Source organism: Fontisphaera persica (genome assembly GCF_024832785.1).
Classification (GTDB): domain Bacteria; phylum Verrucomicrobiota; class Verrucomicrobiia; order Limisphaerales; family Fontisphaeraceae; genus Fontisphaera; species Fontisphaera persica.
Genome location: NZ_CP116615.1, coordinates 3,781,839 through 3,795,322 on the forward strand (window position 1 = coordinate 3,781,839; position 13,484 = coordinate 3,795,322).

General features: G+C 63.3%; 9 protein-coding genes. 8 read left to right on the forward strand and 1 reads right to left on the reverse strand.

Translation table 11 applies throughout. The features are described 5' to 3' along the window. Window positions 1-9: 9 nt before the first annotated feature. From NXS98_RS14190 to NXS98_RS14220, 7 genes are all read left to right on the forward strand, one after another. Entirely contained in the window at window positions 10-843 is an 834-nt protein-coding gene (locus NXS98_RS14190) for a doubled CXXCH domain-containing protein (protein ID WP_283845678.1), read from the forward strand. Window positions 844-861: 18 nt separating this feature from the next. Continuing rightward, window positions 862-2,955, forward strand: coding sequence for a TonB-dependent receptor (locus tag NXS98_RS14195; RefSeq protein WP_283845679.1), 2,094 nt, complete (start codon window positions 862-864; stop codon window positions 2,953-2,955). An 82-nt stretch (window positions 2,956-3,037) separates the two neighbouring features. Further along, on the forward strand, window positions 3,038-3,361 hold the full coding sequence (locus NXS98_RS14200; protein WP_283845680.1) for a c-type cytochrome: 324 nt from the start codon (window positions 3,038-3,040) through the stop codon (window positions 3,359-3,361). Window positions 3,362-3,521: 160 nt separating this feature from the next. Next, a complete protein-coding gene (locus NXS98_RS14205) occupies window positions 3,522-5,003 on the forward strand; it encodes a cytochrome c3 family protein (RefSeq protein ID WP_283845681.1) in 1,482 nt (493 codons plus the stop codon). A 27-nt stretch (window positions 5,004-5,030) separates the two neighbouring features. Beyond that, window positions 5,031-7,184: a cytochrome c3 family protein gene (locus tag NXS98_RS14210; protein WP_283845682.1), complete on the forward strand. Its 2,154-nt coding sequence runs from the start codon at window positions 5,031-5,033 to the stop codon at window positions 7,182-7,184. A 139-nt stretch (window positions 7,185-7,323) separates the two neighbouring features. Beyond that, entirely contained in the window at window positions 7,324-9,528 is a 2,205-nt protein-coding gene (locus tag NXS98_RS14215; protein ID WP_283845683.1) for a hypothetical protein, read from the forward strand. 103 nt (window positions 9,529-9,631) lie between these two features. Then, window positions 9,632-10,615 (forward strand): hypothetical protein, encoded by a 984-nt coding sequence (locus tag NXS98_RS14220; protein WP_283845684.1) that lies wholly within the window; start codon window positions 9,632-9,634, stop codon window positions 10,613-10,615. A gap of 28 nt (window positions 10,616-10,643) precedes the next feature. Here the strand turns inward: NXS98_RS14220 and NXS98_RS14225 are convergent, their stop codons facing one another. After that, window positions 10,644-11,795 carry a Gfo/Idh/MocA family protein gene (locus tag NXS98_RS14225; RefSeq protein WP_283845685.1) on the reverse strand — a complete coding sequence of 384 codons (1,152 nt, stop codon included), beginning with the start codon at window positions 11,793-11,795 and terminating at the stop codon, window positions 10,644-10,646. Window positions 11,796-12,093: 298 nt separating this feature from the next. Between NXS98_RS14225 and NXS98_RS14230 the strand changes: the two genes are divergently transcribed. Continuing rightward, entirely contained in the window at window positions 12,094-13,482 is a 1,389-nt protein-coding gene (locus NXS98_RS14230) for a DUF1501 domain-containing protein (protein WP_283845686.1), read from the forward strand. Window positions 13,483-13,484: the final 2 nt, after the last annotated feature.

The following is a 13,484-nucleotide window of genomic DNA, read 5'->3' on the forward strand; positions in this document are numbered from 1 at the left end:
AGGCCGCTTATGTTAAAACGAATATTGGACGGAATACCGGGCGGGGGCTGGGGCCTGGCGGCGGTGGGGGGGCTGGCGTTGCTGGCGGCCTCCTGCGCCACGGTGACGCGCACGGTGGTGGTGCCGCCGGACATTCCGGGAGCCAAGTATGTCGGCTCCAAGGAATGCGAGCAGTGCCACGAGGAAATCTACAAGGATTTCCAGACGGCGGCGCACGCGCGGCTGATGGCCAAGGGGCCGAATGCCCTGAACATGGGGTGCGAGAGCTGCCACGGGCCGGGCAGTTTGCATGTGGAATCGGGCGGGGAGCGGCGGATGGCGAGCCACAATTTGACGCTGGAGGCGACGGTGGTGAGCGACCGGCCGACGATTTTGAATCCGCGGAAATCGAGCGAGACGTGTTTCACCTGCCACCTGGACAAGCGGGGGGCGTTTCAGACGCCGCATCATCATCCGGTGCCGGAGGGGCGGATGAGCTGCACGGACTGCCATGATCCGCACAAGGGGCCGGCGACGCGAGGCGGGGGCACGGCGCTGCTGGCGCAGAACGAGGCGTGCCTGAAGTGCCATGAGACGCAGCGGGGGCCGTACGTGTTTGAGCATGCGGCGATGCGGGAGGGGTGCACGACGTGCCATGACCCGCACGGGACGGTGAATGCGAAGATGCTGACGGCGCGGAATGCGAATTTGTGTTTGAAGTGTCATTTCCAGCAGGTGACCCCGGGCAAGATTCTGATTGGGGGAGTGGATCACAAGATCAGTTTGCAGCAGGGCACGTGTTGGACCGCGGGATGTCATGAGGCGGTGCATGGCTCGCGGGTGAATCCGTCGTTGCGGTTTTAACCTCCCGGAATACATCCCATGAAAACCACAAAGCTTTCCCGGGGCCGGTCAGTGAACACGCTGGGCTGGTTGTTGGTGTGCGGGGGTTTAACGGCGGCCTTGGGCGCCCAGGCCGCCGAAGCCACCGCCGCCGCGGACGCCAAGTCGCTGGAGGAGAAGCTGGAGGCGTACAGCAACTGGATAGAGTTCTCCGCGGGGGGATTGACGCTGGATGGCAATCGCGGGGCCTTCCAGCAGCGGCAGCAGATACGCCGCCGGGTGTTTGGGGGGATGGAGGACTTCCATTATCAGCGGGATTTGGGGAAGAAGGTGACGCTGTTGATGGATGGGCGGGTGTTGTTTGACAATCAGGACTACAAGGCTCGGCTGGAGATTACCAAGGAGGACGTGGGCTTTTTGCGCGGCGGGCTGACGTATTACCGGACGTGGGACGATGGGAGCGGCGGGTTTTTCCGGCCCACGGAGGGGTGGTACGATTTGTATGATGACGCGCTGGCGCTGGACCGGGGCGAGATTTGGGTGGAAGGCGGGCTGCGGTTGAAGAAGCTGCCGCATTTGACGTTGAAGTACACGCATCAGATGCGGGAGGGTTTGAAAAGCTCGACGTCGTGGGGGTATGTGCATCCTTACGGGTTGGGGCCGGTGCGGGGCATCGTGCCGTCGTTTTATGATATTGATGAGGAGCGGGACATCTGGCAGGCCGACTTGCGGCACACGGTGGGCAAGTTCACGCTGGGCGCCGGGGTGCGGTATGACCGGAGTGACCTGGACAATGCGCGCAAGATGCGGCAATGGCCGGGTGAGGCGGCGGACCGGCGGGTGACGCAGCGGGAGACGGTGCGGTCGGAGGCCTGGAGCGCGCATGCGTTTGTGGAGAGCCAGTTGCACAAGAAGCTGTTTTTCTCGACGGGTTACGGGTACACGACGCTGGACAGCGACGTGGGAGGGAGCCGGATTTACGGCAACGATTATGATGTGCAGTTTGTGCCGGCGCTGGCGAGCGGGCTGGGCTTTTACGGGTTGAGCGGGGGTTCGCAGTTGAAGGACCACGTGGCCAATTTGAACCTGATGTACAACCCGTGGCCGAATTGGACGCTGGTGCCGTCCTTCCGGCTGCAGCGGACGGGGATGGACAGCGAGGCGTGGTATTTCCAGACCGGCGTGGGGCCGGTGACGCCGGTGAGCGCGCGGAGCGAGCGGGAGGTGCTGGATTTGGCGGAGCAGTTGGAGCTGCGTTACACGGGGTTGACGAACTGGGTGTTTTACGCCCGCGGGGAGTGGATGCAGGGCGAGGGCGACCTGACAGAGATTGGCGCGGCGTTTCCGCTGCCGGTGAATCATTATGTGGAGGACACGCGGTTTGGGCAGAAGTACACGGTGGGCGTGAACTGGTACGCCTCGCGGCGGGTGACGCTGGATGCGCAGTATTATCGGAAGATGCGCTCGACGGACTATGAACACCTGGTGGACAGCACGGCGAATGATCCGCTGAGCGCCAACCGGTATCCGGGTTTCATTGCGGGGCAGGACTTCACGACGGACGATGTGAATGCGCGGTTGACGCTGCGGCCGCATCAGAAGGTGACGCTGGTAACGCGGTATGATTATCAGATTTCCACGGTGGACACCAAGCCGGTGAACGAGGCGGGGCTGCCGGAGGTGGAGAGCGGAAGGATGACTTCGCATGTGTTGGCGCAGAACATCACCTACGTGCCGTGGTCGCGGCTGTATTTGCAGGGCGGGTTTAATGTGGTGTTCAGCAAGACGGAGACGCCGGCCAGCTCGTTCACGCAGGCGGTGCTGGAGGCGCGGAACAATTACTGGAGCGCCAGCGCCACGGTGGGGTGGGTGGTGGACGACAAGACGGACCTGCAAACGACCTATTTCTACTACCGGGCGTTTGACAACTACAGCGACAATTCGGCCTTTGGCGTGCCGTACGGCGCCAACGCCCGGGAACATGCGGTGACGGCGGGGTTGACGCGCCGGTTGCGCGACAACATCCGGCTGGCGTTGAAGTATGGGTTTTTCACGCATCGCGATGCGACGGCGGGGGGCCGGAATGACTTTGACGCGCACATGGTGTATTCGTCGCTGCAGATTCGGTTTTAAGCAGTGACGCGGGGGGCATTTTAACCGAAAATGAAATAGAAAGCGCCCACAAGCGTCCAATGGATAGAGATTGAACACGACTATGATCAAACACCTCGTCATCATCGGGGTCGTCGCGCTGGCGGCGGCCGGATTGCAAGCCCAGGATGCCAAAGCCATTTATGAGAAAGAGTGCGCCAAGTGCCACGGCTCGGATGGCAAGGGCGACACCAAGATGGGCAAGAAACTGGGCGCCAAGGATTACACGGATCCGAAGGTGCAGGAAAAGATGAAGGATGAAGAGGCCTTCAAGGCCATCAAGGAGGGCTTGAAAGAAGGGGACAAAACCCTGATGAAGCCCACCGAGGGCCTGACGGATGACCAGATCAAGGCGCTGGTCAAATACATGCGCACGTTCAAGAAGTAAGTCGTCCGCCGCTTTGCGGCTCTGTCTTTACCGTGCCCCAAAGCGGGCCGGTGCACGAATCAGCCCGCCAGCGCCCCACGGTGGCTGGCGGGCTTTTGCGTGCTTGTTGAGTGTGGCCCGAGTGGCGTAAGGTGAACGATGACAACTCCGGAAATGGCCTATGGCTGAGCAACCCCAACGCGAAACGGCTCCCAATCCGCTGCTGCACCGCAACTGGCTGCTGGTGGCCGGGCTAATCATCATGGCGGGCAGTCTGTTTAGCTTTCTCATGCTGTTTGTCATGCACGGCATGAAGGGGGGCAGCAATGCGTATGTGGGGATACTGACGTTTTTTGTGGCGCCGGCGTTTTTGTTTTTGGGGCTGGGGCTGGCGGTGCTGGGGGTGTGGTGGCGGCGGCGGCAGATCATGAAGGGGGGCGGGCCGGCGCCGCGGCTGCAATTTGATTTGAGCATGGCGCGGGACCGGCGGGTGGTGCTGGTGGGCATTGGGGGGTTGCTGGCGTTTTTGTTGATTTCGGCGCTGGGCAGTTACCAGACGTATCACTTTACGGAGTCCACGGTGTTTTGCGGGCAGGCCTGCCATCAGGTGATGGAGCCGGAGATGACGGCGTACCAGAACGGCCCCCATGCGCGGGTGAGCTGCACGGAGTGCCATATCGGGCCGGGGGCGGAGTGGTTTGTGAAGTCGAAGCTGAGCGGCAGCTACCAGGTGTATGCGACGCTGGCCAACAAATATCCGCGGCCGATTCCCACGCCCATCAAGGACTTGCGGCCGGCGCAGGAGACGTGCGAGCAATGCCACTGGCCGGCGAAGTTTGTGGGCAACACGGACCGGCTCTACACGTATTATCTGGGGGATGAGACCAACACGGTGCATCACCTGCGGCTGTTGTTGAAGGTGGGCGGGGCGGACCCGACGCACGGGCCGGTGGGGGGCATTCACTGGCACATGAATGTGGGGCATATCGTGGAATATGTGCCGGCGGATGATTCGCGGATGGTAATTCCGTATGTGCGGCTGACCGACATGCAGGGGCGGGTGACGGAGTTTCATCTGCCCGGTTACACCAACAAGGTGGATAGGAGCCGGATGCGGCGGATGGATTGCGTGGACTGCCACAACCGGCCGGCGCACATTTTCAAGGCGCCCAATGACGCGGTGAATCTGGCGATGTCTCTGGGGCAGATTGATCCGGGGCTGCCGTGGATCAAGACCAACGCCTTGTACATTCTCACCCAAAATTACCAGACGGCGGAGGAGGCCACCCAAAAGATCGCGCAGTTTATTCGCGCCAAGTATCCGGGGCATCCGAAGGCGGAGGCGGCGGTGGTGGCGCTGCAGGAGATTTACCGGCGCAACTTTTTCCCGGGGATGAAGGTGAACTGGCGGGCGTATCCCAACCATATCGGGCACAAGGATTGGCCGGGGTGCACGCGGTGCCATGATGACAAGCATGTGAGCGCGGACGGGAAAAAGAAAATCGTGTTCAAGGATTGCAGCATCTGCCACATCATCCTGGCCCAGGGCGATGGCGCCAAGTTGGAGCAGCTCAATGCGCGGGGCCAGCCGTTTGAGCATCCGGGGGATGAAATTCCCTCGGGTTACCAGTGTCATGAATGTCACAACGGCGGCCCGATGTAGCCGTCCGGAGAAGCAGCCGATTGGTTTATGTCAGGATTCACATTTTGGCGCCGCGTGGCGGGCCTGGGGTTGGGCCTGGGGCTGGCCCTGGGCCAATTGAGCGCGGCCGAGACGCGGCCGGAAATCATCAGCAACGAGGACTGCCTGGACTGCCACGGCGAGGCGCAGGTGCGCAAGGTGAAGGGCAAGGAGGTGCCGCTGCCGGCGTTTCCCACCAATTTATTTTCGGCATCGGTGCATGCAAAAATCAATTGCGTGGACTGCCATGTGGGGATTAAGGAGGCGGTGCACGACACTCCCCTGCCCCGCCCGCAATGCGCGCAGTGCCACCCGCCACAGACCAATCATGTCCAGGCGGCGGCGGAGTATGCCACGAGCATTCACGGGCTGAGCCATGTGCTGGGGTCCTCGGCGTCGGCCCACTGCTGGGACTGCCACGGGGCGCACGAGATTATCCCCACCAAGCATCCCGGGTCGCCGGTGTACAAGCTGAACCTGGCGCGCACGTGCGCCAAATGCCATGACAACCCGGGGTTGACGCAGGAGTACCGGATGCGGTTTCCGCACGTGGCGGATGAGTATCAGGAGAGCATTCACGGGCGGGCGCTGCAATTGAAGGGGTTGATTGTGGCGCCCAGTTGCAATGACTGCCACGGCGTGCATGACATCAAGCGGACGGTGGACCGCAGCGCGCCCATCAACCCGGCCAACGTGGCCAAAACCTGCGGCAAATGCCACGTGAAGGTGGAGGAGATTTACGAGCGGAGCGTGCACGGGCAGTTGCTGGCGAAGGGGGACAAGCGCGCGCCGTCGTGCAATGACTGCCATACGGCGCACACGATTGAGCCGCCGCACAGCGGGCACTTCAAGAGCATCAGCGACCGCATCTGCGGGCGGTGCCACGAGGACCGGCTGACGCATTACCGGGACACGTATCACGGCAAGGCCATGGCGCTGGGCAAGCCCAACACGGCGCCGGATGTGGCGGCGTGTTTTGACTGCCACGGGCACCACGATGTGCTGCCGGCCAGTCATCCGGACTCGCGGCTGAGCGCGTCCAACATTGTGCAGACGTGCGCGCAGTGTCATCCGGGGGCCACGGCGAGCTTTGCCAAATACATTCCGCACGCCAACCCGATGGACCGGGAGAATTATCCGGTGTTGCACGCGGTGTTTGTGGGGATGACGGGGCTGCTGCTGGCGGTGTTTGCGTTTTTCGGGGCGCACACGCTGTTGTGGCTGGTGCGCTCGGTGTATTTGTATCTGACCGACTCGAAAAAATTCCGCGAGGCCAAAATCCAGACCCAGCAGGGGGACGAATGGTTCACGCGGTTTGTGCCGTTTGAGCGGTTTTTGCACGTGCTGGTGGTGAGCAGTTTTCTGCTGCTGGTCATCACGGGGATGCCGTTGAAGTTTTATTACACGGACTGGGCCCGGGCGATGTTCCACGTGATGGGCGGGCCGGATGTGGCGCGGATTTTGCACCGGTTTGGGGCAATCATCACCTTCCTGTACTTTGGGCTGCATCTGGCGGACCTGGCTTGGCACGCGTGGAGTCATCGGCAGGCGGTGCGCGATCCGGCGACGGGCCGCGTGTCATGGAAGCGGCTGAAGGACGTGCTGATCAGCCCTGACAGCATGATTCCCACGCTGCAGGACTGGCGGGACTTCATTGCGCACAACCGCTGGTTTTTTGGCAAGGGACCCAAGCCGCAGTTTGACCGGTGGACGTACTGGGAGCGGTTTGATTATTTTGCGGTGTTCTGGGGCGTGGCCATCATCGGCATGAGCGGTTTGATTATGTGGTTCCCGCAATTCTTCTCCCATTTCATGCCGGGGTGGATGATTAATGTGGCGCTGATTGTGCACTCGGACGAGGCGCTGCTGGCGGCGGGGTTCATATTCACCATTCACTTTTTCAACACGCATTTCCGGCTGGAGAAGTTCCCCATGGACACGGTCATTTTCTCCGGGCGCATTTCCAAGACGGAGATGCTGCACGAACGCCGCCGGTGGTATGACCGGCTGGTGGCCGAGGGGCGGCTGGATCAATTCCGCGTGAAGGACGAGTGGGCGCGCTGGCAGGTGATTGCGCGGGCCTTTGGGTATTTCTTCTTTGGGACGGGAGTGGTGCTGCTGCTGCTCATCATCTATGCGATGACTTCGCGGTTGCTGCACTGAGCCGGAGGCCGGGGGCGGCGCGCCCGGCGCGAAGGGAAGGGCCGGGGTGGAAGTTGCCGGCGCGGCGGGGCGCCACCGTGCGTGGGCGCGGTGAATAATCCGGCGTGGCCCCGCATCCAAGGGAGAAACACGACTTCCTATGCAATGCCTGATGCTTTATGGCCGGGCCCTGGTTTTGGGCGCAGGGCTGGCCGGGCTGGCGAGCCTGGCCGCGGCGGCGCCGGAGGAATGGGTGCCATTTGCGCCCGCGCCGGATGCCTTCCAGGAAAGCCCGATGGACCTGCGGTTTTTGAACGAGAAAACGGCGGGCGAGCACGGATTTATCCAGGTGAAGGGGGGGCGGTTTGTGCATGCTGGCAGCGGGACGCCGGTGAATTTCTGGGCGGTGAACGGGCCGCCCAGCGGGCTGGACCGGGAGGGGGTGCGGCGGACGGCGCGGCTGCTGGCCAAGCGGGGCGTGAACCTGATGCGGGTGCACGGGGCGGTGTTTGACAAGAACGGGGAGGTGGATGCGGGGAAGGTGCGGCGGGCCATCATGATTGCCGAGGAGATGAAGGCGGAGGGGATTTATACGTTGTACTCGATTTATTTTCCGCTGTGGTTCCGGCCGGCGGCGGAGCTGGCATGGCTGCCGGGGTACGATGGGAACAAGCATCCGTTTGCGGCGCTGATGTTCAATCCGGAGTTTCAGGAGCGGTACCGGCGCTGGTGGGAGGCGCTCTTGCTGACCCCCGGCGAAAGCAGCGGCCGGCGGCTGGTGGAGGAGCCGGCGGTGATGGGGCTGGAGATTCAGAATGAGGATTCGTTCTTTTTCTGGACGTTTTCCGCCAACAATATTCCCGACCCCCAGTTGCGCATCTTGGAGAAGCAGTTTGGGGACTGGCTGGTGAAGCAGTATGGCAGCCTGGAGGCGGCGCTGGCGCGGTGGGGCGGGGCGCGGGAGAAGCGGGATGCGCCGGCGGAGGGGCGCATGGCGTTCCGGCCGTTGTGGAACATGTTCAATGAGAAACGGCCGCGGGACATGGACACGGCGCGGTTTTTGTTCGAGACGCAGCGGGCGTTTTACCGGCAGATGTACCAGTATTTGCGCAAGCTGGGGTTCAAGGGGGTGATTTGCGCGTCGAACTGGAGCACGGCGTCGCCGGAAGTTTTCGGGCCGCTGGAGGCGTGGAGTTATCTGGAGGGGGATTTTGTGGACCGGCACGGGTACTTTGGCTGCCATCACAAAGGCCCGAATGCGGAGTGGAGCATCCGGGAGGGGCACACGTACTCCGACCGCAGCGCGCTGCGGTTTGAGGCGGAGGGGCCGGGCAAGGGGAGGGAGTTTGTGCATCCGGTGATGGACATTCACTATCAGAACAAGCCGACGATGATTTCGGAGACGACGTTCACGCGACCGAACCGGTACCGCACGGAGGCGGTGTTGTACTATGCGGCCTACGGGGCGCTACAGGGGACGGACAGTGTGGTGCATTTTGCGCTGGACGGCAGCCAGTGGCAGGTGAAGCCGAACTTCTGGATGCAGCCGTGGACGCTGATGTCGCCGGTGATGATGGGGCAGTTTCCGGCGGGGGCGTTGATTTTCCGGCAGGGCTTGATTGTGCGGGGGCCCGTGGTGGCGCAGGTGCGGCTGAATGAGGGGGATTTGTTGCAGCTCAAGGGCACGCCGCTGCCGCTGGGGGCGTCGTTTGACGAGCTGCGGTTGAAGGATGTGCCGCAGGGGATGGAGGTGAAGGCGGGCCAGCGGATTGACCCGCTGGTGCATTATGTGGGCCGGACGGAGGTGGAATTTTCCCCGCAGCCGCACGCGGTGAAGCTGGCGGAGCTGCGCGGCTGGATAGACCGGCAGAAGCAGGTGGTGACCAGCGCCACGCGCGAGCTGGTGCTGGATTACGGGCGGGGGGTGTTGACCTTGCAGGCGGCCAAGGCCCAGGGGGTTTGCGGAGCGTTGCGGGCAGCGGGGACGGTGGAGCTGCCGGATGTGGTCATTGAGTCCGAGCTGGAGCTGGGGGCGGTGGTGGTGGTGCCGCTGGATGCCCGGCCGATTGGCCAGTCGCAGCGGCTGCTGTTGCAGGTGATGAGCGAGGAGCGGGCCACCGGCTTCCAGGTGGAGCCGGCGGGGCCGGGGACCAACCGCATTGTGAACATTGGGCGGGACCCGTGGCAGATGCGGGCGATTCGGGGCGAGGTGCGGTTCAAACGGCCGGATGCGGCGCAGTTGCAGGTGACCGCGCTGGACGCCAATGGCTATCGGGTGGCGCCCGGCGGGGATGCCCGGCGCATCGCCTTGCGTCCGGAAACCCTTTATTATTACCTCAGCGGGCCGGGAGCCGGGGGGCCCTAGCTCCTCCCCGCGAGGGTTGCGGTGCCATGGCCAGAAGCTAGCCTTGTTTGCCGGTTTGCAAACTTGCGGCTGCTGGCCGGTGCAGGTATCCTATTAAACAGCCATGAAAACGAAGATGAATCGTCGGCATTTTATTTCGCAATCGGTGGTGGTGTCCGCCGCGGCGGTGAGCGCGGGCGGGTTGGCGGCGGCGGAGCCGTCTGGCGGCCCGGGCGGGGCGGCGCCGGGGCCGGTGCGGGCGGGGTCGCGCGGCACGCTGCCGACCGGGCGCATCGGCAAGCTGACGGTGAGCCGGTTGATTTCGGGGGGGAATCTGATCAGCGGCTGGGCGCATTCGCGGGACTTGAATTACGTGCCGGCGTTGATGCGGGCCTACAACACGGAGGAGAAGGTGCTGGACACGTTGCAGTTGATGGAGGAACACGGCATCAACACGATCATTGCGGATCCGCGCAAGAAGCCGATGGATGTTTTTGCGCGGTACTGGAAGGAGCGCGGGGGCAAGATGCAGTGGATTGCCGAGGGGCATCCCGGGACGGACGACTGGCGGACGGACATTCTGAAGTCCATAGATTTCGGGGCGGCGGCGGTGTATGTGCAGGGGGTGATTGGGGACCGGTGGTACAAGGAGCAGCGGCTGGAGCTGCTGGCCAAATGCGTGGAGCTGGTGAAGTCCCAGAAGGTGCCGGCCGGCATTGGGGCGCACAAGCTGGAGGTGATTATCGAGGCGGAGCGGCAGAAGATGGGGGCGGAGTTTTACATGAAGACGCTCCACCACACGCAGTACTGGTCAGCGCGGCGGCCGGACCAGCGGGACGATGTGATTGACAACCGGGCGGACAATTACTGGGACCTGGAGCCGGAGAAGACCATCGCCTTCATGCAGGAGGTGGACAAGCCGTGGATTGCGTTCAAGGTGCTGGCGGCGGGGGCCATCCGGCCGGAGTCGGGTTTTCGTTATGCGTTTGCCCACGGGGCGGATTTCATTTGTGTGGGGATGTTTGATTTCCAGGTGGAGCAAAACGTGCAACTGGTGAAACAAATTCTGCCCCAGGTGCAGAACCGGGAGCGGGCCTGGATGGGCTGAGGGGCCGGCGGCGCGGGGCGGGAGGAGGTCAGGCGCGGACGGCCGTCCAGCGGCGGGTTTGATGGCTTTTGAGGATGGCTTCGCAGACGGCCACCTCCTGATGGCCGTCTTCAGGCGTGGCAAACAAGGGGGCGGTGGTATTGCCTTCCGCAATGGCACGGTACACGGCGCGGAAAAGCATCTTGAAGGTATCGGGGAATCCCTCGACGTGCCCGGCGGGGTAGTCCACGAAGGGCGCAGCGTCCGGGCCGAAGGCGGGGGTGCCGCGCAGGGCCACGGCATTGGGTTCATCGCGGCGGCCGAGGCAGAGGGTTTCGGGTTCTTCGGAACACCACCAGGCGGATTGTTTGCTGCCGTAGATTTCGAGGCGGATGCAGTTCTTGCGTCCAGCGGCGACCTGGGAGACGGCCAGGTTGCCGCGGGCGCCGTTGCGGAATTCGAGCAGGACGCTGGCGAAGTCCTCGGTTTTTACCGGGTAGGTGGCGTAGCGGGTGGTTTGGTCTTCGCGGGCGAAAGTCTGCACTTCCCCGAGGGGGCGCTGGCGGGTTTTGTGCCAGGTGGCCAGGTCCGCCATGACGCGGGTGATGGGGGCGCCCAGGATGAAGGAGACGGTATCCATCCAATGGGTGCCGATGTCAGCGACGGCGCGCAGGGGCCCGCCTTCCTTGGGGAGGAGGCGCCAGTTGTAGTCGGTGGGTTTGAAGAGCCAGTCCTGGAGGTAGGAGCCGTTGACGTGGATGATGTCGCCGAGGTCGCCGCGCTCCACCATGCGGCGGAGCTGCAGCACGGCGGGGTAGAAGCGGACGTTGTAGTTGACGGCGAAAACGGTGCCGGCGCGGCGGGCGGTTTGGACGATGCGCGCGGTTTCGCGGGTGTTCATGGCGAGGGGTTTCTCGCAGACGCAATGCTTGCGGGCGGCCAGGGCGGCGAGGGCCATTTCGCAATGAAAGCGGTTGGGCGCGGTAATGTGGACGACGTCCACGTCTGGCGCCGCGAGGAGTTTCCGGTAATCCGTGTAGGCGGCGGGAATGCCGAGGCGGTCGGCGGCGGGGCGGACGCGGTCCGGGAGGTCGCACAGCGCGGTGACCTGGATGCCCAGCCGGCGCAGGGCTTCCACGTGAACCGGCCCAATGAACCCGGTGCCGATGACACCGGCCCGCAAGTGGTGGAGGGTTGCCATGCCGCGATTTTGCGCCAAACCACGCCCCATGCCAACGATTTTCAGGCTACCTTGCCCGCGAGCAGGCCCGCCTTCCCCCTCGCCCTGCCCCCCCGAAAACTTCCCAATCCGCGGGCTGGCCTCTGTGCCGCCCTGCGCCGGCTTTCCAGGCAACAAGGTTTGCCAGAGGCAGCGATTTCATGTAATGTTCCAGGGTAACCATACGTCAAATCTATGGCGCACATCGGTTTTGCATGGCCGCAACAGGCCTGCGTGCGAGGCTGGGTGAATGGCAGGATGAAGCGCCCGAAATGTGCATATGAAAACCATGACTGAGCCTCTGGGATGCCCGGAGTACGCCGCCCTGGTGACGGGCCAGGGGCCGCGTTTGTCCCGCCGCTCGATGATGCGGGTGGGGTTGATGGGAGCGGCGACGTTCATGCTGGGAGATTTCCTGAGTTTTGGCCCGCTGGCGGCCACGCCGGATGCGTCCAAAAAGCCCAAGGCCAAATCTGTCATCCAGATTTGGTTGTGGGGCGGGCCGTGTCATCTGGACACGTTTGACCCGAAACCGGAGGCCGGGGCGGCCTACGCCGGGCCGCTGGTCTCGCCCATTGAAACGAATGTGAGCGGGATACGGATTTGCGAGTTGTTGCCGTTGCTGGCCAAACAGGCCGACAAGTACACGCTGATTCGCAGCATGACCCACGGCAACAATGGGCATGAGACGGCGGCGTACTGGGTGCAGACGGGCCGGAGTCCCGGGGGGACGGAGGTGTATCCGAGCATGGGGGCGGTGACGGCATTGTTCAAGGGGTACGAGGCGGGCTATAGCGGTTTGATTCCGCCTTACATTGTGCTGACGGAGCCGCAGGGGCGTTTTTCGGAGGCGGGATTTCTGGGGTCGAAGTACAAGCCCTTTGCCACGGGCGGAGACCCGGCACAGGCGCGGTTTGTAGTGGAGGGGGTGGTGGCTCAAGGCATCACGGACGAGCGGCAGCGACACCGGCGCGATTTGCTGGAGCAGATAGACACCTTGCGGCGGCTGGCGCCGGGGGACCCGCAGGTGAAGTCGCTCGAGGCGGCGGAGAAGATGGCGTATGACTTGATTTTGGGGGATGCCGGCAAGGTGTTTGATTTGTCGGAGGAAAAGGACGAGCTGCGGGACCGGTATGGGCGGAACACGTTTGGGCAGTCGTGCCTGGTGGCGCGGCGGCTGGTGGAGCGGGGGGTGCCGTATGTCACCATCAACTCGAAGGGGTGGGACACGCACAAGGAGCATTTCCAGGCGATGCGCCGCAAGCTGCCGGAGCTGGACAAGGGGCTGGCGACGTTGTTGCAGGATTTGCACGACCGCGGGTTGCTGGACACGACGATTGTCTGGTGTTGCGGGGAGTTTGGGCGGACGCCCAAGGTGGACATCGAGGCGCCGTGGAATGGAGGGCGGGGGCATTACGGGCGGGTGTTTTCGGCGCTGGTGAGCGGCGGGGGCTTCAAGCGGGGGCAGGTGTTGGGGGCGTCCAGCGAACGGGGCGAGGAGGTGAAGGAGCGGCCGGTGTATCCGGCGGATTTGATTGGGACGATGTACGAGCTGCTGGGGATTGATTTGCAGGCCAAATTGCCGCATCCGCAGGGCAAGCTGGCGCGGGTGATGCCGGTGGGGGAGGAGGGGTTGAAGACGGCGGGGTTGTTGCGGGAAATCATTTGACG